The sequence below is a fragment of the Bordetella petrii genome, from assembly GCF_020991325.1.
Classification (GTDB): Bacteria; Pseudomonadota; Gammaproteobacteria; order Burkholderiales; family Burkholderiaceae_B; genus Bordetella_A; species Bordetella_A petrii_E.
The window spans coordinates 17,055-34,957 of record NZ_JAJMLX010000014.1 but is presented as its reverse complement, the minus strand read 5'-3'; the positions used below and the strand labels follow the sequence as shown (position 1 = coordinate 34,957).

The following is a 17,903-nucleotide window of genomic DNA, read 5'->3' as shown; positions in this document are numbered from 1 at the left end:
GCCGTGTCCGCCACGGCCGAGCCAGGCTTGCCGCAGCAGCCTGGCGCCCAGGTAGAACAGGTAGGCCGCGCCGCCGATGCGCAGGACGTCATAGGCTACTTGCGAAGCGGCCAGCAGCGACCCCAGCCCCAGCGCAACCACCACTCCCCACACCAGGCAGCCGGCGCAGATGCCCAGCCCGGCCAGCAGCGCGCGGCGGCCGCCTTCCACCGCCGAGGTGCGCAGTACCAGGGCAGTGTCCAGCCCCGGCGTCAGGGTCAGGATGCCGGCGGCGATGCCGAAGGCAAACAGGGCGGTGGCAACGGTCATGGCGGGCTCCGGGGAAAGCCGCAGCATAACGCGGGCGCCGGCGCGAGGGTAGGCGCCGGCGCCGCTGCCCGGCTGGATGCCGCGGGGATGCGCTCCACAGTATCATTAGCGCTTTTTGCGGCCCTTCCGCCGGATTTACCCATGGCCCTGCGCGCAACCATTTACAAGGCCGACCTGCACGTCGCCGATACCGACCGCCACTACTATGGCAGCCATGCGCTGACCGTGGCCCGCCACCCGTCGGAAACCGACGAGCGCATGATGGTGCGCCTGCTGGCCTATGCGCTGCATGCCCAGGAAGGCCTGGCGTTCACCAAGGGCCTGAGCGACACCGACGAGCCGGACCTGTGGCTGAAGGACCTGACGGGCTCCATCGACCTGTGGATCGAGGTCGGCCAGCCCGACGAGCGGCGCATCCTGAAGGCCTGCGGGCGCGCCGGGCAGGTAGTGGTGTATTGCTATGGCGGGCATGCCAGTTCGATCTGGTGGGAAGGGGTGCGCGGCAAGCTGGCGCGGGCGCGCAATCTGCGCGTGGTGAACCTGCCGGCCGGGCAGACCCGCGAATTGGGCGTCCTGGCTGAACGGTCCATGCAGTTGCACGTCAATATCCAGGACAGCACGGCCTTCGTGTCCGCCGGCCAGGGCCAGGTGACGCTGGAACCCGAAGTGTGGCGCTGAACGCCGCCCCCGCTATGCGCGATGTGCTGCAAGCCGCTGCCACAGCAGCAGCGCCAGCACCAGGGCCACAATGGGAAACACCAGCTGATTGACGGTGTCCCAGCCGCTGACCGACAGCAGGCGGCCCGACGCCAGCGAAGCCGCGGCCACCGATCCGAACACCAGGAAATCATTCAGCGCCTGGGCGCGGGTGCGTTCTTCGGGGCGGTAGCAGTCCGTCAGCAGGGCCGTGGCGCCGATGAAGCCGAAATTCCAGCCCAGCCCCAACAGCACCAGCATGCCCCAGAAGTGCGAAATTCCCAGGCCTGACAAGGCCACGGCGGATGCGCTGGCCGTCAGCAGCAGGCCCAGGATGGTAATGCGCGCCTTGCCGTAGCGCTCGATCAGCCTGCCGGTAAAGAAGCTGGGCAGGTACATGGCCAGTACATGCCACTGGATACCCAGCGCGGCTTCGCCCACGGTGTGGCCGCAGCCCACCATGGCCATCGGGGCCGCCGTCATGACCAGGCTCATCAGGCCATACGACACCATGCCGGCCACCACGGCCACGATAAAGCGCGGCTGGCGCGCGATCTCGGACAGCGGCCGGCCGCTGCCGTGCTGCGGGTCGGCCACGGCCACCGGCACGTTGTGCAGGCGGCTGAGCACCAGCAGCGCCAGCAGCGCCAGGCCGGCCTGCGACAGGAAGCTGCCGGCGAAGGGGGCCGCGGGCAGGGCGTCGCGCGTCCAGATGACGGTTTGTGTGCCGATCACGGCGGCGAACAGGCCGGCCGTCATGATCCAGGAAATGGCGCGCGCGCGCCGTTCCGGCGCTATGCCGTCGATAACGGCGAAGCGGTAGCTTTGCACATATGAGGCATACAGGCCCGCCAGGGCCGTGCCCGTGCAGAACAGCAGGAACGAGCCCACGGCGATGCCGTAGGCGGCCACCAGTCCGCCCAGTATGCCCAGCAGCGCGCCCAGCGCGTATCCGCTGCGGCGGCCGTAGCGGCGCATCAGCATGGCCGCGGGTATGGTGCCCAGCGCCAGCCCCAGGTGGAACATGCTGACGGGCAGGGTGGCCAGCGCGGGCTGCGAAGCCAGTGTTTGGCCCACCAGGCCGCCCAGCGAAATAATGATGGCCGGGCTGGCGCCGCCCAGGGCCTGGGCAATGCTGAGTACCCGGGCGTTGCGGCGGACATGCTGGGGTTCGGTGGATGTCATGGCGGACGGCGCAGGTTTCGGAAGCGGGGATTATGCGCCGAATCCGCGCTTTCGGCCCGCAGGGCCGCCTCTTCGAAGGCTGGCGCGCAGCGCTTCGGGATGGGCTCAGTACGCGGGATGGCGCTCGACTTCCTTCCAGAAAGCAGGCAGGAAGCATTCGGCCACCAGTAGCGGCTGCCCCTGCCGCCAGAAGGCGGAACGCCGCGCCCACAGCGGGTCGGCGGGCTGGGGCCGCAGCCCGCGAGCCGTGGCATGAAAGGGCACGGGGCTGGACAGCCTGCGGCACACGAACGCGGAGCGTTCAATACTGCGGTCGTGGTACAGCATGTCGGCCAGCGGGCGCGTGCGCAGCCGGCGCATGCCCTGCCAGGTGCCGTGCGACGCCGCCAGCGGCGTCAGGCTGCGCGCCACGACGCTGTCCACGCCATCGACAGACATCAAGATTTCACGCACCCACACCGGGCTGGCCACGGCGATACCCATGCCGCGCGCCTCGTCGGCGGGCGCGCCCTGCGAGTATTCATCCAGCACGCGCAGGTACACATTGCCCAGCTTGCGCAGGCCGGCCGTGAGTGCGCCGGGGCGCATCAGCCAGTATTTATGGGCGGACGACAACGAAGGAGGAACAGCGGCCAGCCAGCCTGGGGCCAAGGGGGGAAAGGCTTTCATGGGTGCCTATTATGCCAAGCCTGGCGGCCGGCCCCGGCGCGCGCCGTAAAATGCGGGATTGCCGTTACGCCCCTCCGGCGGCAGGCGGCCAGCAACTATGCCCTATGGAAAAAATACGAATCTCGAAGCTGATGGCCGAACGTGGCCTGTGCTCGCGCCGCGAGGCCGACAGCTATATTGAACGCGGCTGGGTCAAGGTGGACGGCGAGGTGGTGTCTGAACTGGGCGCGCGCGCCTTTCCGCACCAGGTCATTACGCTGGAGCGCGCGGCCCAGGCCCGGCAGACATCACGGGTCACCATCCTGATCAACAAGCCGGTGGGCTATGTGTCGGGCCAGGCCGAAAAAGGCTATCAGCCGGCGGTGGCCCTGGTCGACGCCCGCACGCGCTATGCGCGCGACCGCTCGCCACTGCGCTTCACGCGGGCGCACCTGCAGGGCCTGGCCGTGGCCGGGCGGCTGGACATCGATTCCCAGGGCCTGCTGGTGCTGACCCAAGACGGACGCATCGCGCGGCACCTCATCGGCGAAGATTCCAGCGTCGACAAAGAATACCTGGTGCGGGTGCAGGGCCGCCTGGACGAGCGCGGCCTGGCCTTGTTGAACCATGGCCTGTCGCTGGACGGCAAGGCGCTGCGGCCGGCACAGGTGCGCTGGCAAAATGCCGACCAGTTGTGTTTCGTACTGCGCGAAGGCAAGAAGCGCCAGATCCGCCGCATGTGCGAGCTGGTGGGTTTGCGGGTGGTGGGGCTGAAGCGCGTGCGCATCGGCGGTGTCGTGCTGGGCGACCTGCCGCCCGGACAATGGCGTTACCTGCGCGACGACGAACGCTTCTGAACCTGCACGGCAGGGCGGCCGCCCGCGGCCTGCCCGCGCAATTCGCGGCATCTGGAAGCATCAGCTGTTTCAGTGCGTTTCCGTCTCGGGCCTATATCAACAGCGCGGCGTTATCCTGCGGGGCAAGCCTGCGGTCGCGCAGGCGCTCCATCAGGAACTCGATGAAGATCCGGGTCTTCGCGGGTAACAGCCGCGTGTCGGTGACAGCATAGACAGGGAACGGGCCCGCCTGCCATCCGGGCAGTACGCGCTGCAGGCGTTGTTGCTCCACATCCTGGCTCATGCTCTGGGTGGGCGCCAGCACGGCGATGCCCGCGCCCAGCGAGGCCAGGCTGCGTATCATCGCCACGCTGTTCACTGAAAACCGCTTGCCCGGCGTGATTTCCACGCGCTCGTCGCCGCGCGACAGCGGCCAGCGGCTCATCTGGCCGTTCTGGGTGCGGAACTCGAGGCAGTCGTGGCGGGTCAGGTCACTGGGGTGTTGCGGCGTGCCGTGGCGCTTCAGGTAGTCGGGCGAGGCATACAGGTAGGCGGTCAGCCTGCCCAGCAGGCGGGCGATCTGGGTGGAATCGGGCAGCGTGCCGATCTCGATCGAGATGTCGCAGCTCTGGAATACCCGTCCGGCATGTTCGGGGCTGGCCAGGTCCAGGTAAAACGTCACTTCGGGATAGTGTTGAGAAAACTCCATGAACGCCTCGGCCAGGAAATCGGTGCCGAAATCGGCCGGCATATTCACGCGCAAGGGGCCCGAGGGCGTGTCCACCAGTTTCTGCAATTCTTCATGCGCCACCTGCGCTTCGGCCACGATGCGCTGGCAGCGGTCGAAATAAAGCTTGCCCGCATCGGTCAGTTCCACCTTGCGGGTGGTGCGGCTGAGCAACTGCAGCCCCAGCGAGCGCTCCAGTTCGGCCACGTGGCGCGACACCGTGGATTTGGGCATGCCCAGGTTGGCAGCGGCCCGACTGAAACTGCAGGTCTTGGCCACTTCCACAAAGAATTCCATGCCTTGCAGGCGTTTCATCGCGGGGATTCCTATTGGTCAAGCTGAAGATTGTCCCATACATGGGATGAAGTTTTCGTGTTTAGCTACTTTGTTTCTTTATTGGGATAAAGCAAAATTGCGGATTCCGCAGCGCACCATTCTGGCTGGTGGGGCGCGGAATGCTTGTTGAATTACTGAACAGGGCCGCCGGCGCGGCGCCGCACAGGGCAACCGCCGGCATTGCACAGCTCGGAAAGGATCGTATGAAGAACAACAACGGAATGCGGCGCGGCGCCGCCATATTGGCCGCACTGGCGGCAGCCATGACCCTGGCCGCATGCGGCAAAGGGGCGGAGCAACCCGCCGCCGGCAAGCCGCAGGTGGGCGTGGTTACATTGCAGACCCGGCCCGTATCGCTGACCACCGAGCTGCCTGGCCGCACCACCGCCTATCGCGTGGCGGAAGTACGCCCGCAAGTGAATGGCATCGTCAAGAAACGCCTGTTCACCGAAGGCGGCGAAGTCCAGGCCGGCGCCCAGCTGTACCAGATCGATCCGGCCCTGTACCAGGCCAGCTACGACAGCCAGAAGGCCGCCCTGGCGCGCGCCCAGGCGCAACTGAAAACGGCCGCGCTGCTGGTGCAGCGCTACAAGCCGCTGTCCGAAAGCCGCGCCGTCAGCCGCCAGGCGTACGACGACGCCGTGGCGTCGCGCGACCAGGCGGCCGCCGATGTGCAATCGGCCAAGGCGGCGCTGGAAACCGCGCGCATCAACCTGGTCTACACCAGGGTGCTGTCGCCCATCGAAGGCATCATCGGCCGTTCCTCGGTCACCGAAGGGGCGCTGGTCACCGCCAACCAGGCTGCCGCGCTGGCCGCGGTTCAGCAGATCGACCCCATCTACGTCGACGTCACCCAGTCCAGCGTCGAAATGCTGCGCCTGCGCAGCGCGCTGGACAGCGGCATGCTGCGGCGCGAAGAGGGCAAGGACGCGGCGCGCGTGCAGCTGACGCTGGCCGATGGCTCGCGGTATGCGGCCGAAGGCACGCTGCAGTTCTCGGAAATCACGGTCGACGAAGGCACCGGGTCGGTGACGCTGCGCGCGGTGTTCCCCAACCCCGACCACAGGCTGCTGCCCGGCATGTTCGTGCGTGCCCGCGTCATCGAGGGCGTGGCGCCGCAAGGCCTGCTGGCGCCGCAGCGCGGCATTACGCGCAACCAGCGCGGCGTGCCCACCGCCCTGGTAGTGAATGGCGACGGCAAGGCCGAACTGCGCACCCTGAAGGTAGACCGCGCCATTGGCGACCAATGGCTGGTGACCGAAGGCCTGAAGGCCGGCGACAAGATCATCGTGCAAGGCCTGCAGAACGTGAAGCCTGGCGACGCGGTGGAAGCCACCGAGTTCCAGGCCCCGGCAGCCACTGCCGCCGCTGCCAAGTAAGGAGCCTGCATGGCCAAGTTTTTCATCGACCGGCCGGTTTTCGCCTGGGTCATCGCCATCGTACTGATGATGGCCGGTGTCCTGGCGATCCTGCAATTGCCGGTGGCACAGTATCCGAACATCGCTTCGCCAGCCATCAGCATCCGGGTCAATTACCCCGGCGCGTCGGCGCAGACCGTGCAGGACAGTGTGGTGCAGGTCATCGAACAGCAGATGAACGGCATCGACAACCTGAACTACATTTCGTCGGAAAGCAACTCCGACGGCAGCATGGCCATCACGCTGACCTTCGCGCAGGGCACCGATCCCGATACGGCGCAGGTGCAGGTGCAGAACAAGCTGGCCGTGGCGCAGCCGCTGCTGCCGCTGGAAGTGCAGCAGCAGGGCATACGTGTCAGCAAGGCCACCAAGAATTTCCTGGTGGTGGCCGGCTTTATTTCCACCGACGGCAGCATGGCCAAGGAGGATCTGGCCAACTATGTGGCGGCCAACGTGCAGGACCCGGTCAGCCGCACGCCTGGCGTGGGCGATTTCCAGCTGTTCGGGTCGCAATACGCCATGCGTATCTGGCTGGATCCCGACAGGCTGTTGTCGTTCGACCTGACCACGGTGGATGTGATGAATGCCGTGCGCGAGCAGAACGTGCAGGTGTCGTCCGGCGAACTGGGCGGCCTGCCGGCCGCGCGCGGCCAGCAGCTCAACGCCACCATCATCGGCCCGTCGCGCCTGCAGACGCCCGAGGAATTCGGCCAGATTCTCCTGAAGGTCAACGCCGACGGCTCGCAAGTGCGCCTGGCCGACGTGGCCAGCATCGCGCTGGGCGCGCAAAGCTATTCCATCGACAGCTACTACAACGGCAAGCCCGCATCGGGGCTGGCCATCAAGCTGGCGCCGGGCGCCAATGCGCTGGACACCGTGGAAGCGGTACGCGACACCATCAACCGCCTGAAGCCGTTCTTTCCGCCCGGCATGGACGTGGTGTACCCCTACGACACCTCGCCCTTCGTGTCCCTGTCTATTGAAAGCGTGATCCATACGCTGATCGAGGCCATCATCCTGGTGTTCCTGGTGATGTACCTGTTCCTGCAGAACTTGCGGGCCACCCTGATCCCCACGCTGGCGGTGCCCGTGGTGCTGCTGGGCACCTTCGGCGTGCTGGCCGCGTTCGGCTATTCCATCAATACCCTCACCATGTTCGGCATGGTGTTGGCCATCGGCCTGTTGGTGGACGATGCCATCGTGGTGGTGGAAAACGTCGAGCGCGTCATGGTCGAAGAGGGCCTGTCGCCCCGGCAGGCCACGCGCAAGTCCATGGGACAGATTACCGGCGCGCTGATCGGCATCGGCCTGGTGCTGTCGGCCGTGTTCGTGCCCATGGCCTTCTTCGGCGGTTCTACCGGCGTTATCTACCGCCAATTCTCCATTACCATCGTATCGTCGATGGTGCTGTCGGTGCTGGTGGCCATCATCTTCACGCCAGCCCTGTGCGCCACGCTGCTCAAGCGCATTCCCAAGGGGCATCACGCCACCAAGAAAGGGTTCTTCGGCTGGTTCAACCGCAGTTTCGAGCGTTCCTCGCACGGTTATGCCAATTCGGTGGCGCGCGGGCTGAGCCGCACCAAGCGCCTGATGCTTATCTACCTGCTGTTGCTGCTGGTCATGGGCTGGATGTTCACGCGCATCCCGACGTCGTTCCTGCCGAACGAAGACCAGGGCATCCTGTTTGCGCAGGTGCAGGCGCCCGCGGGCGCCACCGCCGAACGCACCAGCAAGACAGTGGAAGCGGCCACGCGCTATCTGCTGGAAGACGAAAAAGACGCCGTCACGTCGGTATTCGCGGTGCATGGCTTCAGCTTCGGTGGACGCGGCCAGAACTCGGCCATCATGTTCATCAAGCTGCGCGACTGGAGCGAACGCGGCGACGCGGCGCTGAAGGTCGACGCGCTGGCGCAGCGGGCCAACGCGTATTTCGCACAGAACCTGCACGATGCGCGCGTGACGGCGTTCGCGCCGCCGGCGGTCATGGAACTGGGCAATGCCCTGGGCTTCGACTTCCAGTTGATGGACCAGGCTGGCCTGGGGCACGAGCAATTGGCCGTCGCGCGCGACACCTTCCTGGCCGAGGCCGCCAAAAGCCCGGTGCTGGTGGGCGTGCGCCTGAACGGCATGCTCGATGCTCCCCAGTATCAGTTGGACATCGACCGCGAGAAGGCCCGCGCGCTGGGGGTGGCGATCAGCGACATCAACGACACGCTGTCCACGGCGTGGGGCGGATCGTACGTCAACGATTTCCTCGACCGCGGCCGGGTGAAGAAGGTGTACGTGCAGGGCGAAGCCGCGGCGCGCATGCTGCCCTCGGACCTGAACAAGTGGTACGTGCGCAACCAGGCCGGCGACATGGTGCCGTTCTCGGCCTTTGCCTCGGCCCACTGGACATACGGGCCGCAGCGCCTGGACCGCTACAACGGCGTGCCGTCGTTCAATATCCAGGGCCAGGCAGCGCCGGGCTACAGCTCGGGCGAGGCCATGGCCGAAATGGAGCGCATCGCCGCCACCATGCCTACCGGCGTGGGCTATGACTGGACTGGCCTGTCGTACGAGGAGCGCCTGTCGGGCTCCCAGGCGCCCGCCCTGTACCTGATCTCGCTGATCGTGGTGTTCCTGTGCCTGGCCGCGCTGTATGAAAGCTGGGCCATCCCCACTTCCGTGATGCTGGTGGTGCCCCTGGGGGTCATCGGCGTGCTGGCGGCCACGCTGATGCGCGGGCTGTCCAACGACGTGTACTTCCAGGTGGGCCTGCTTACTACCGTGGGGCTTAGCGCCAAGAACGCCATCCTGATTGTGGAATTCGCCAAGGCCCACTACGAGGCGGGCGCCAGCCTGGTCGAGTCCGCCGTGCACGCGGCGCGCCAGCGGCTGCGCCCCATCCTGATGACGTCCATGGCGTTCATCCTGGGCGTGGTGCCCCTGGCCATTTCCTCCGGCGCCGGCTCCGGCAGCCAGCACGCCATCGGCACCGGCGTGATCGGCGGCATGCTGGCCGGCACCTTCCTGGCCATTTTCTTCGTACCCGCATTTTTCGTGGTGATGCTGCGCGTGTTCAAGGTCAAGCGCCACAGCGAACGGCACGACGACGATGAAGACGACGACCCGCAGGACGACGACGGCAAGCTGCCTGTCGCGCCGTCGGCCCAGCCGGGGGAGCAACCGCAATGAATCCGACCATGCAGCGATCCTTATTGACACTGGCCCTGGCGGCGGCCCTGGCGGGCTGCTCGCTGGCGCCCACCTATGAACGCCCGGCGGCCCCGGTGGATAGCGCCTTCCCGGCCGGTCCGGCCTACGGAACGGCCGGCCAGACCGGCACGCCGGCGCTTGCCGCCGCCGACATCGGCTGGCGTGACTTCTTCGCCGATCCCTTGTTGCAGCGCCTGATCTCCATGGCGCTGGACGCCAACCGCGACCTGCGGGTGGCTGCCTTGAACGTGGAAGAAGCGCGTGCCCAGTACCGCATCCAGCGGGCCGACCTGCTGCCTAGTGTGGGCATCGCCGGGCAGGGCTCGGTACAGCGCCTGCCGGGCGACCTGACCCAGACCGGCGAGTCCGGTATCAGCCGCAGCTATCAGGTGGGCGGCGCCATCTCGGCCTGGGAACTGGACTTGTTCGGCCGCATCCGCAGCCTGAGCGAACAGGCGCTGCAAACCTACCTGGGCCTGGACGAGACGCGCACCGCCACGCAATTGGCGCTGATCGCGGAAACCGCCGGCGCCTACCTGACGCTGCGGGCCGACCAGGAACTGCTCAGCCTGACGCGTTCCACCCTGGCCGCCCAGCAGGACTCATACGACCTGACCAAGCAAAGCTACGACCTGGGCGTAGCCACCGAACTCGACCTGAGCCAGGCCGAGATCGCCCTGCGCACGGCCCAGCGCAACCTGTCGTTGTACACGCGCATGGCCGCGCAAGACCGCAACGCGCTGGTGCTGCTGGTGGGCCAGCCACTGCCCACCGACGTCGTGGCGCAGCTGGACCAGGCCACGATGCTGCCCGACGGTATCATGCCGCGCGAACTGCCGGCAGGCCTGCCGTCCGACCTGCTTGAGCGCCGCCCGGACATCCGTGCCGCCGAGCACCAGCTGCAGGCGGCCAACGCCAACATCGGCGCGGCACGGGCGGCGTTCTTTCCCACCATCAGCCTGACGGGCAGCGCAGGCACGGCCAGCGCCAGCCTGGGCGGCCTGTTCGACGCGGGTTCCGGGGCCTGGAGTTTCGCGCCCAGCATCACCATGCCCATTTTCGCGGGCGGCGCCTTGCGGGCCAGCCTGGACGCGTCCGAGGTCCGCAAGAACATCCAGGTGGCGCAATACGAGAAGTCCATCCAGACGGCATTCCGCGAAGTGTCGGATGCCCTGGCCGGCCGGGGCACGCTGCAGACCCAGATCGTGGCGCAGCGGCAATTGGTGGCCGCCAGCCAGCGTGCCTACGATCTGTCGAACCAGCGGTTCGAACTGGGTGTCGACAACTACCTCAGCGTGCTGGACGCGCAGCGTTCACTGTATTCGGCGCAGCAAGTGCTGGTGGAAACCCGCCTGGCGCGCCTGTCGAACCAGGTCACCCTGTACCGCGTGCTGGGCGGGGGCTGGACGGAACAGACCGTGGCGGCGCGCTGAGCAGGGAGCCAGACACCTGCGTCGCCGGCATCTAGCGGCAAACAAAAAGCCGGGCGGCCTGTAAGGGCCGTCCGGCTTGGTCTTGCTGCAGGCTGCGCTATGCGCGTTTCTTGGTGATCAGGCCCACCACGAACAGCACCACGATGGCGCCGACGACCGAACCGATCCAGCCTGCGGGTTCGCCCGGGGCGTACCAGCCCAGCGACTGGCCCAGGAAGCCGGCCACCACGGCGCCGACGACCCCCAGAAGGGTGGTCATGATGATCCCCATGTTTTGGTCGCCAGGCATGATGGCGCGGGCAATCAGGCCGACGACAAACCCAACGATGATCATGATGATAATGCTCATGCGCGTGCTCCTTTTCCAGGGTGTAGGGTAAGCGTCTGGATCATACCCACCGCGCGCGGGCCGAGGCTGTAACAACAGGTATGTGGGGCATCCACGCAACACCCGGCCGGCAATGCGGCCCTGTCGCGGCCATTGCGCCGCCGGGCGGGCATTCAGCCCGTGATATCGAGCAGCTGGCGAATGTCCTTCACCATGGTGTCGATACTGTCGGTATCGGACGCCAGCAGGCGGGCCTTGCCTTCATTGTCGAAAATGTACACGCCTCGGCTGTGGGTCACGTCATAGATGTCAGCGGCGTCCCCGGGGCGGGGTTTCTCGATCTGGTAGGCCACGCGGTAGCGGCGCGCCAGGTCGGCAATCTGTTTTTCGGTACCCGTGACGCCGATGGCCTGCTTGTTGAAGGCATCCACATAGGCCTGCAGGATGTCGGGCGTGTCGCGGTGCGGGTCTACGCTGACGAACAGGATGCGCACCTGGTCGGCCTGGCCGCCCAATTGCTGCAGCACGGCAGTCAACTGGGCCATGGTGGTGGGGCAGACATCGGGGCAACTGGCGTAGCCGAAAAACAGCAGCACCGTCTTGCCTTTCAGGTCGTCGCTGCTGACAGTCTTGCCCCCTGCCGCTGGCAGTTCGAATTTCAGGTCGGGCAGGTGGCCCTTGATGTCGTACAGCGTCCAGTCGGCTTTGTCGCCACAGGCAGCCAGCAGGGTGCAGGCTGCCAGCAGCAGGGCGCGCCACAGGCGGCCAGGGAAGAAAGCAGGCATGTCGGTGTTGGGGGCGCAGGCAGTCGGAAACAATAGGCACGATTCTAGCGCGTCGGCAGCGGGCTCGGGCGCGTGTCGGCGCCCTTGGCCTGCTTGCGCAGGCTGCCCGCCGGTCTTTCAAAGGCCCATCAATCGGCAGCTACCATGCCGCTGTGCCGCAGCAGGGCGTCGATGCGCGGCGCGCGGCCGCGGAACGCCTGGAACGACTCGGCGGCCGGCCGGGCCCCGCCCACCGCCAGCACTTCCTTGCGGAAGCGCGCGCCGGTGGCGGCATCCAGCGTACCGTGTCCGTCTGCTTGCGCCGCGGCTTCTTCGAAGGCCTCGTAGGCGTCGGCCGACAATACTTCGGCCCACTTGTAGCTGTAATATCCAGCCCCGTAGCCGCCCGCAAACAGGTGCGAAAACGCATGGGGTAGCCGATGCCAGGCCGGCGGGAACAGCACGGCCACTTCGTCGCGCACTTGTTGCAGCAGCGCCAGGGTGTCGCCTATCGACGCCCCTTGGTCGCGGTCATGCAGCAGCATGTCGAACAGGGCAAACTCGATCTGGCGCACCGTCTGCATGCCGCTCTGGAAGTTGCGCGCGGCCAGCAGCTTGTCGAACAAGACGCGAGGCAGGGGCTGCCCGCCGTCCACGTGGGCCGACAACCGCTGCACCACCGGCCATTCCCAGCAGAAATTTTCCATGAACTGCGAAGGCAGTTCGATCGCGTCCCATTCCACGCTGGCAAAGGCCGAGGCGGCGGGCTCGTCCACTTCGGACAGCAGCGCATGCAAGGCGTGGCCGGTTTCATGGAACAGCGTGATCACGTCGTCGTGCGTCAGCAGCGCGGGCTTGCCGTCGCCGGGGCGGGCGAAGTTGCAGGTCAGGTACACGACGGGAGTCTGCACCTGCGCGGCCAGGCGGCGCCGGTTGCGCTCGCTGTCCACCCAGGCGCCGCTTTGCTTGCCGGCGCGCGCGTACAAGTCCAGGTACAGGTGGCCGATCAGTTCGCCGGCCGGCGTCTCGACCCGCACGCCGCGCACGTCGGCATGCCAGCGCGACACGTCGGTCTCGCGCAGGCGCACGTCGAACAGCGTTTCGATGACCTGGAACAAGCCTTCCAGCACGCGCGGTTCGGTGAAGTACTGTTTGATCTCGTCTTCCGAATACGCGTAGCGCGATTCGCGCAGGCGCTCGGAGGCATAGCCCACGTCCCAGGGCTGCAGGGTGTCCAGGCCCAGTTCGGCCGCCGCATAGGCCTGCAGTTCGGCAAGGTCGCGCTGCGCGTAGGGGCGCGCGCGGCCCGCCAGATCGCGCAGGAAGCCGGTAACTTCACCGGCACTGCGCGCCATGCGGGTCTGCAGGCGCAGCGCGGCAAATGTGCCATAGCCCAGCAGACCGGATTCTTCGGCGCGCAGCGCCAGCAGTTCTTCGATCAGCGGGGAATTATCGAAACGCGCATCGCCTTGTTCGGATGCCACCGTGCCGTAGGCGCGATACAGGGTTTCGCGCAGGACGCGGTCGCGTGCGTACTGCATCACCGGCAGGTAGCAGGGCATTTTCAACGTCAGCTTCCAGCCGGCCTGGCCGTCGTCCTGGGCGGCCTGGCGGGTAGCCTGCAGCACGTCGGCCGGCAGGCCGGCCAGGCGGGCTTCATCGTCTATGACCAGCGACCACGCGTCGATGGCGTCCAGCACGTTTTCCGAAAATTTCTGCGAAACCTGGGCTTCGCGGTCGGAAATGGCCGCATAGCGGTCGCGCGCCTCGCCCTGCAGTTCCACGCCGCTGAGCCGGAAATCGCGCAGCGCCAGGTCCACCACGCGGCGGCGCACCGGATCCCAGCTGTCGAACCCGGGCGCGGCACGCAGGCGTTGGTACTGGCGGTACAGGCCTTCATGCAGCCCGACCCAGGTGGAGAATTCCGTGACCAGCGGCAGGGCGGCGTTGTAAGCCTCGCGCAGTTCGGGGGTGTTCACCACGGCGTTCAGGTGCCCGGCCACCGACCACGCCCGCCACAACTGCTCGGTGGCGGTATCCAGGGGCTGCACCACCGCTTCCCATTGCGCCGGCAGGGCGGGGTCGGCAGCCTTGTCCACCGCCTCCCGTGCCAGTTTCAGCAGGTCTTCTATAGCGGGCACAATGTGCGCGGGCTGCACGGCGGCGTAGTCGATCAGGCCGGAAACGGGAGCGAGCAAGGGGTTTTGGGTCATGGGGTAATCGCAGCGGAAACAGGTGTCTGTATTGTTCACAGATGAGGGCGGGGCGTCCGAAAACAAGCAGGGGATTCAGCGGGGAAGAGGCGATGCCCGGCGCCCAGGCAGTGTGGCACACAACGGTGTCCGGCACCTGCGGAGCCAGACACCCATGGCGCGACCTTGACCGCCGTGGCGGGTTTTCGCGAGTACTGCCGGGTGTCTGGCTCCCGCCAGGGTGCCAGACACCGTTCCACTGAGACCGTCGTGGCACACAATGGTGTCTGGCTTCGGAGCCGGCCACCCGGCGCGGCTAGGCGGAGACTGCCGCGGCCCGTTCCGCCGCTTCGACGGTATTGACCAGCAGCATGGCGATGGTCATGGGCCCCACGCCGCCCGGCACGGGGGTAATGGCGCCCGCCACTTCCCGGGCCGAGGAAAAGTCCACGTCGCCGCACAGCTTGCCGTCGGCACCGCGGTTGATGCCTACGTCGATCACAACGGCGCCCGGCTTGACCATGCTGCCGTCCACCATGCCCGGCTTGCCGGTGGCCACTACCAATACGTCGGCGCGGCGCGTCTGGGCGGCGAGGTCGCGGGTCTTGGAATTGCAGATGGTGATGGTGGCCCCGGCCTGCAGCAGCAGCATGGCCATGGGCTTGCCCACGATATTGCTGGCCCCCACGATGACGGCCTCGGCGCCGCGCAGGGCCACGCCTTCGGATTCCAGCATCTTCATGACCCCGTACGGCGTGCATGGCCGGAACAGGGGCTGGCCGGTCATCAGCAGGCCGGCGTTGCTGATATGGAAGCCGTCCACGTCTTTTTCGGCCGCGATGGCCTCGATGACCTTGTGGCTGTCCATGTGCGGAGGCAACGGAAGCTGCACCAGAATGCCGTGGATGGATGGGTCCTGGTTCAGGGCGTCGATGCGCGCCAGCAGCTCGGCCTCGGTCATGTCCGCCGGGTATTGCTCTTTCACCGAGTGCAGCCCGGCTTTCTCGCACGCCGCGACTTTGTTGCGCACGTACACTTGCGAGGCCGGGTTGTCGCCCACCAGCACCACGGCCAGGCCCGGGCGTACTCCCTTGGAGGCTAGCGCCTGCACGCGCTGGGCGACTTCTTCGCGAATGCGTTGCGACAAGGCCGCGCCGTCGATGATGCGCGCGCCTGTGCGCGCCGTGGTCAAGCTGTCCTGCTGGGTCATGCATGTGCCTCGGGTTTGGCCAGCGCAACCTTCATCAAGTCGGCGACCGTGGTGACTTCAAGTTTTTCCATGATGTTGGCGCGGTGCGCCTCGACCGTCTTGATGCTGATGCCCAGGTCGTCGGCGATCTGCTTGTTCAGCCGCCCGGCCACGATGCGTTCCAGCACTTGCTGCTCGCGAGCCGTCAGGCGCGCCAGCATGGCCTCGTGGTCTTTCTGGGCCTGGAACTGGCTGACGCGCTGGTTGGCCTGCTCGAGCATGCGCGCCACGATCTCGCGCAGGTCGGATTCGTTGAACGGCTTTTCCAGGAAGTCGACCGCGCCTTTCTTCATGGTGGACACCGCCATGGGCACGTCGCCGTGGCCGGTGATGAATACGATGGGCAGCGGTGCGTTGCGCGCCAGGATCTGCTCCTGCAGTTCCAGGCCGCTCATGCCGGGCATGCGCACGTCGGCAATCAGCACGCCCACCTGGGACGCGTCGTATTCTTCCAGGAACGTTTCGCCGCTGGCGAAGGCGCGGACGCGATAGCCGTTGGCTTCCAGCAGCCAGCGCAGCGAATCGCGCACCGCTTCGTCGTCATCGACAATGAATACCGTGCTCGACTGTGGGGGGGTGTTCATGCGTGCAACTCCTCAGGCTGATCGTTCTGCGCGCGCTGGTCGGGCGCCGCGCAGGGCAGGGTGAAGCGGAAGATAGTACCGCCGGCGGGGTTAGGGTCCGCCCACAGGCGGCCATGGTGCGATTCAATAATGGTACGGCAGATATTCAGCCCCATGCCCAGGCCCTGCGACTTGGTGCTGAAGAAAGGTTCGAACAGGCGTTCCGGCTCGGCCAGGCCATGGCCGCGGTCGACCACGGCGACTTCGATGTGCTGCTCGTGCGGAATGACCGCCACCTTGAGCTCGTCGGATTCGCTCTTTTCCATGGCTTCCAGGCCATTTTTCAGCAGGTTAAGCAGTACCTGCTCGATCAGGATCGGGTCGGCCAGCACGTCCGGCGCGTTCGACGGCACGAACGGCTCGATACGGATGCGGCGCTTGCGGGCATCGATTTCCGCAAAGCCGATGGCATTGTCGACGATGCGGCTGATGGGCACGCGCTGGCGGCGCGGCTCGCTGCGCTTCACGAATTCGCGGATGCGGCTGATGATTTTGCCGGCGCGCTCGGCCTGCGAGGCGGCCTTTTCCAGCGCGGGCAGCAGCATCGTGGGGCTGGTATGCCCCGCCTTCACCAGCGCCACCGCGCCCATGCTGTAGTTGGCAATGGCCGTCAGCGGCTGGTTCAGCTCGTGCGCCAGCGACGAGGCCATTTCGCCCATGGTGGTCAGGCGGCTGGTCAGCTGGATTTTTTCCTGCTGCACGCGCGAGGCTTCCTCGTGGTTGCGGCGCTCGGTGATGTCACGCGCCACCTGCATGCGCACGCGGCGCCCGTCCGTCCAGGCCAGCATGCGGTGGTGCACCTCGAACCAGCGCTGCACCGAAGGCGCGAACACTTCCACCGATTCGTCGGTGAAACGGCCGCGCCGGCCGGCCAGCAACTCATCGTGCCCGCCGGTCTGGGCGCCGAACACGCGCCGGTACGTGCGGTTGGCAAACAGCAATTCCAGGCCGTCGTGCGTATCGGCGGTGACCGAGATCGCGTCGTCCAGGCCTTCCAGCACCGTCATGAAGCGTTCGTGCGCGGCGGTCAGGGCTTCGCGGATGCGCTTGGGCTCGGTAATGTCGGTCATGGAGGTCATCCAGCCGATCTGGGTACCGTTGGGGTCCAGCAGCGGCGACACATACATGCGCGCCGTGAAGCGCGAGCCGTCGCGCCGCTGGGCCTCGACTTCCAGCCCGCTGCTGGGGGTCTTGCCGGATGTCAGCACGTCCAGCGTGTGCTGGTGCTGTTCGTGCCGCCCCGGCACCCAGTAAGGGAAGGGAGGGCTGCGGCCGATCAGGTCGGCCTCGTTCCAGCCTATCATGCGGCAGAAGGCCGGGTTCACGTAGGCGATGCGGCCTTCCATGTCCAGTACGCGCATGCCGGTGGACATGGAATTTTCCATGGCGCGCCGGAAGCCGGTTTCCGCGATCAGGGCGGCTTCGGCGGTGGAGCGGAAGCGGGTGTATCGCCACAGCATCAGCAGGCTGATGATGATCACGCACGAAAGCGCCAGCACCACCCAGATCAGGCGCTGCTGGCGCACTTCCTGGTCGATGGTCACGAACATGACGCTGTCGTCGTGCAGGCGCTGCAGCCAGAAGAAGGCGCCCATGACGCACAGGTACAGGATCAGCACCACCGCCGGCGTGACCCAGTACACGCCACGCCGGCGTTGGCGGGCATGGTCGTGGAACGAGTTCGGGATATTGGACTTGTGCTGGCTTGCCATGAGGTTCGGGCCGTCTAGAGCCCGCATTTTAGAGCGTGTTGCAGTTAGTTGCGCTGCCGACGGCCATTTACCGGAAGACGGCAGTCCGGTTTATTCAGCTTCTTGTCAATTTTTCATATTACGAAATGCCGTACCGCAACATGAAATTTTCTGCCGGACGGGTTAATCTTCGCCTCTAGCGTCCCTGCGGCGCGCCATTCTGATCGGTGGCGCGTGCAGCGGGCAACCCCGGCGGAGCCGGAACAATTG

Annotated in this window: 15 protein-coding genes; 5 read left to right on the top strand and 10 right to left on the bottom strand. The window is 66.4% G+C overall.

What is annotated here, in order from left to right; all coding sequences use genetic code 11:
* On the bottom strand, positions 1–309 hold a 309-nt coding region (locus LPZ50_RS03085; protein WP_230657378.1), incomplete at its 3' end, for a LysE family translocator.
* 141 nt (positions 310–450) lie between these two features.
* Here LPZ50_RS03085 and LPZ50_RS03080 point away from each other — a divergent pair.
* Complete coding sequence (locus tag LPZ50_RS03080; RefSeq protein ID WP_230657375.1) at positions 451–987, top strand: YaeQ family protein; 537 nt, start codon at positions 451–453, stop codon at positions 985–987.
* A 12-nt stretch (positions 988–999) separates the two neighbouring features.
* Here LPZ50_RS03080 and LPZ50_RS03075 read toward each other — a convergent pair whose 3' ends face one another.
* Both LPZ50_RS03075 and LPZ50_RS03070 read right to left on the bottom strand, forming a co-directional pair.
* Positions 1,000–2,190 (bottom strand): MFS transporter, encoded by a 1,191-nt coding sequence (locus tag LPZ50_RS03075; RefSeq protein WP_230657372.1) that lies wholly within the window; start codon positions 2,188–2,190, stop codon positions 1,000–1,002.
* A gap of 105 nt (positions 2,191–2,295) precedes the next feature.
* Complete coding sequence (locus LPZ50_RS03070; RefSeq protein ID WP_230657369.1) at positions 2,296–2,859, bottom strand: chorismate--pyruvate lyase family protein; 564 nt, start codon at positions 2,857–2,859, stop codon at positions 2,296–2,298.
* Positions 2,860–2,963: 104 nt separating this feature from the next.
* On the opposite strand from LPZ50_RS03070, the gene LPZ50_RS03065 reads away from it, so the two are divergent.
* The gene (locus tag LPZ50_RS03065) at positions 2,964–3,695 is read left to right on the top strand and encodes a pseudouridine synthase (protein ID WP_230657366.1); all 732 of its coding nucleotides are present in this window, start codon (positions 2,964–2,966) and stop codon (positions 3,693–3,695) included.
* Positions 3,696–3,786: 91 nt separating this feature from the next.
* Here LPZ50_RS03065 and LPZ50_RS03060 read toward each other — a convergent pair whose 3' ends face one another.
* Positions 3,787–4,716 (bottom strand): LysR family transcriptional regulator, encoded by a 930-nt coding sequence (locus LPZ50_RS03060; RefSeq protein ID WP_230657363.1) that lies wholly within the window; start codon positions 4,714–4,716, stop codon positions 3,787–3,789.
* 224 nt (positions 4,717–4,940) lie between these two features.
* Here LPZ50_RS03060 and LPZ50_RS03055 point away from each other — a divergent pair, with 224 nt between their 5' ends.
* From LPZ50_RS03055 to adeC, 3 genes are read left to right on the top strand one after another with little or no spacing between them, the layout of a single operon-like run.
* The gene (locus LPZ50_RS03055) at positions 4,941–6,116 is read left to right on the top strand and encodes an efflux RND transporter periplasmic adaptor subunit (RefSeq protein ID WP_329957634.1); all 1,176 of its coding nucleotides are present in this window, start codon (positions 4,941–4,943) and stop codon (positions 6,114–6,116) included.
* Positions 6,117–6,125: 9 nt separating this feature from the next.
* Positions 6,126–9,332: an efflux RND transporter permease subunit gene (locus LPZ50_RS03050; RefSeq protein ID WP_230657361.1), complete on the top strand. Its 3,207-nt coding sequence runs from the start codon at positions 6,126–6,128 to the stop codon at positions 9,330–9,332.
* Positions 9,329–10,786 (top strand): AdeC/AdeK/OprM family multidrug efflux complex outer membrane factor, encoded by a 1,458-nt coding sequence (gene adeC / locus LPZ50_RS03045; RefSeq protein WP_329957633.1) that lies wholly within the window; start codon positions 9,329–9,331, stop codon positions 10,784–10,786. The genes LPZ50_RS03050 and adeC overlap by 4 nt, the downstream gene beginning before the upstream one ends.
* A gap of 97 nt (positions 10,787–10,883) precedes the next feature.
* Here adeC and LPZ50_RS03040 read toward each other — a convergent pair whose 3' ends face one another.
* The 6 genes from LPZ50_RS03040 to LPZ50_RS03015 form a co-directional block, all read right to left on the bottom strand.
* The gene (locus LPZ50_RS03040) at positions 10,884–11,135 is read right to left on the bottom strand and encodes a GlsB/YeaQ/YmgE family stress response membrane protein (protein ID WP_230657359.1); all 252 of its coding nucleotides are present in this window, start codon (positions 11,133–11,135) and stop codon (positions 10,884–10,886) included.
* 152 nt (positions 11,136–11,287) lie between these two features.
* Positions 11,288–11,899, bottom strand: coding sequence for an SCO family protein (locus LPZ50_RS03035; RefSeq protein ID WP_230657358.1), 612 nt, complete (start codon positions 11,897–11,899; stop codon positions 11,288–11,290).
* Positions 11,900–12,027: 128 nt separating this feature from the next.
* Positions 12,028–14,091 (bottom strand): M3 family metallopeptidase, encoded by a 2,064-nt coding sequence (locus tag LPZ50_RS03030; RefSeq protein WP_230657357.1) that lies wholly within the window; start codon positions 14,089–14,091, stop codon positions 12,028–12,030.
* 295 nt (positions 14,092–14,386) lie between these two features.
* A complete protein-coding gene (folD, locus tag LPZ50_RS03025) occupies positions 14,387–15,280 on the bottom strand; it encodes a bifunctional methylenetetrahydrofolate dehydrogenase/methenyltetrahydrofolate cyclohydrolase FolD (RefSeq protein ID WP_230657355.1) in 894 nt (297 codons plus the stop codon).
* Positions 15,277–15,903, bottom strand: a complete 627-nt coding sequence (locus LPZ50_RS03020; RefSeq protein ID WP_230657353.1) for a response regulator transcription factor — start codon at positions 15,901–15,903, stop codon at positions 15,277–15,279. The genes folD and LPZ50_RS03020 overlap by 4 nt, the downstream gene beginning before the upstream one ends.
* Positions 15,900–17,654 carry a PAS domain-containing sensor histidine kinase gene (locus LPZ50_RS03015; protein WP_230657351.1) on the bottom strand — a complete coding sequence of 585 codons (1,755 nt, stop codon included), beginning with the start codon at positions 17,652–17,654 and terminating at the stop codon, positions 15,900–15,902. Before LPZ50_RS03015 ends, LPZ50_RS03020 begins: the two co-directional genes overlap by 4 nt.
* Positions 17,655–17,903: the final 249 nt, after the last annotated feature.

Bases quoted from the DNA above. Each gene is read 5' to 3' on its own strand.
- LPZ50_RS03020 (WP_230657353.1), bottom strand. From the start codon at position 15,903: ATGAACACCCCCCCACAGTCGAGCACGGTATTCATTGTCGATGACGAC.
- LPZ50_RS03060 (WP_230657363.1), bottom strand. From the start codon at position 4,716: ATGAAACGCCTGCAAGGCATGGAATTCTTTGTGGAAGTGGCCAAGACC.
- folD (WP_230657355.1), bottom strand. From the start codon at position 15,280: ATGACCCAGCAGGACAGCTTGACCACGGCGCGCACAGGCGCGCGCATC.
- LPZ50_RS03015 (WP_230657351.1), bottom strand. From the start codon at position 17,654: ATGGCAAGCCAGCACAAGTCCAATATCCCGAACTCGTTCCACGACCAT.
- LPZ50_RS03050 (WP_230657361.1), top strand. From the start codon at position 6,126: ATGGCCAAGTTTTTCATCGACCGGCCGGTTTTCGCCTGGGTCATCGCC.
- LPZ50_RS03065 (WP_230657366.1), top strand. From the start codon at position 2,964: ATGGAAAAAATACGAATCTCGAAGCTGATGGCCGAACGTGGCCTGTGC.
- LPZ50_RS03035 (WP_230657358.1), bottom strand. From the start codon at position 11,899: ATGCCTGCTTTCTTCCCTGGCCGCCTGTGGCGCGCCCTGCTGCTGGCA.
- LPZ50_RS03055 (WP_329957634.1), top strand. From the start codon at position 4,941: ATGAAGAACAACAACGGAATGCGGCGCGGCGCCGCCATATTGGCCGCA.
- adeC (WP_329957633.1), top strand. From the start codon at position 9,329: ATGAATCCGACCATGCAGCGATCCTTATTGACACTGGCCCTGGCGGCG.
- LPZ50_RS03075 (WP_230657372.1), bottom strand. From the start codon at position 2,190: ATGACATCCACCGAACCCCAGCATGTCCGCCGCAACGCCCGGGTACTC.
- LPZ50_RS03030 (WP_230657357.1), bottom strand. From the start codon at position 14,091: ATGACCCAAAACCCCTTGCTCGCTCCCGTTTCCGGCCTGATCGACTAC.
- LPZ50_RS03070 (WP_230657369.1), bottom strand. From the start codon at position 2,859: ATGAAAGCCTTTCCCCCCTTGGCCCCAGGCTGGCTGGCCGCTGTTCCT.
- LPZ50_RS03080 (WP_230657375.1), top strand. From the start codon at position 451: ATGGCCCTGCGCGCAACCATTTACAAGGCCGACCTGCACGTCGCCGAT.
- LPZ50_RS03040 (WP_230657359.1), bottom strand. From the start codon at position 11,135: ATGAGCATTATCATCATGATCATCGTTGGGTTTGTCGTCGGCCTGATT.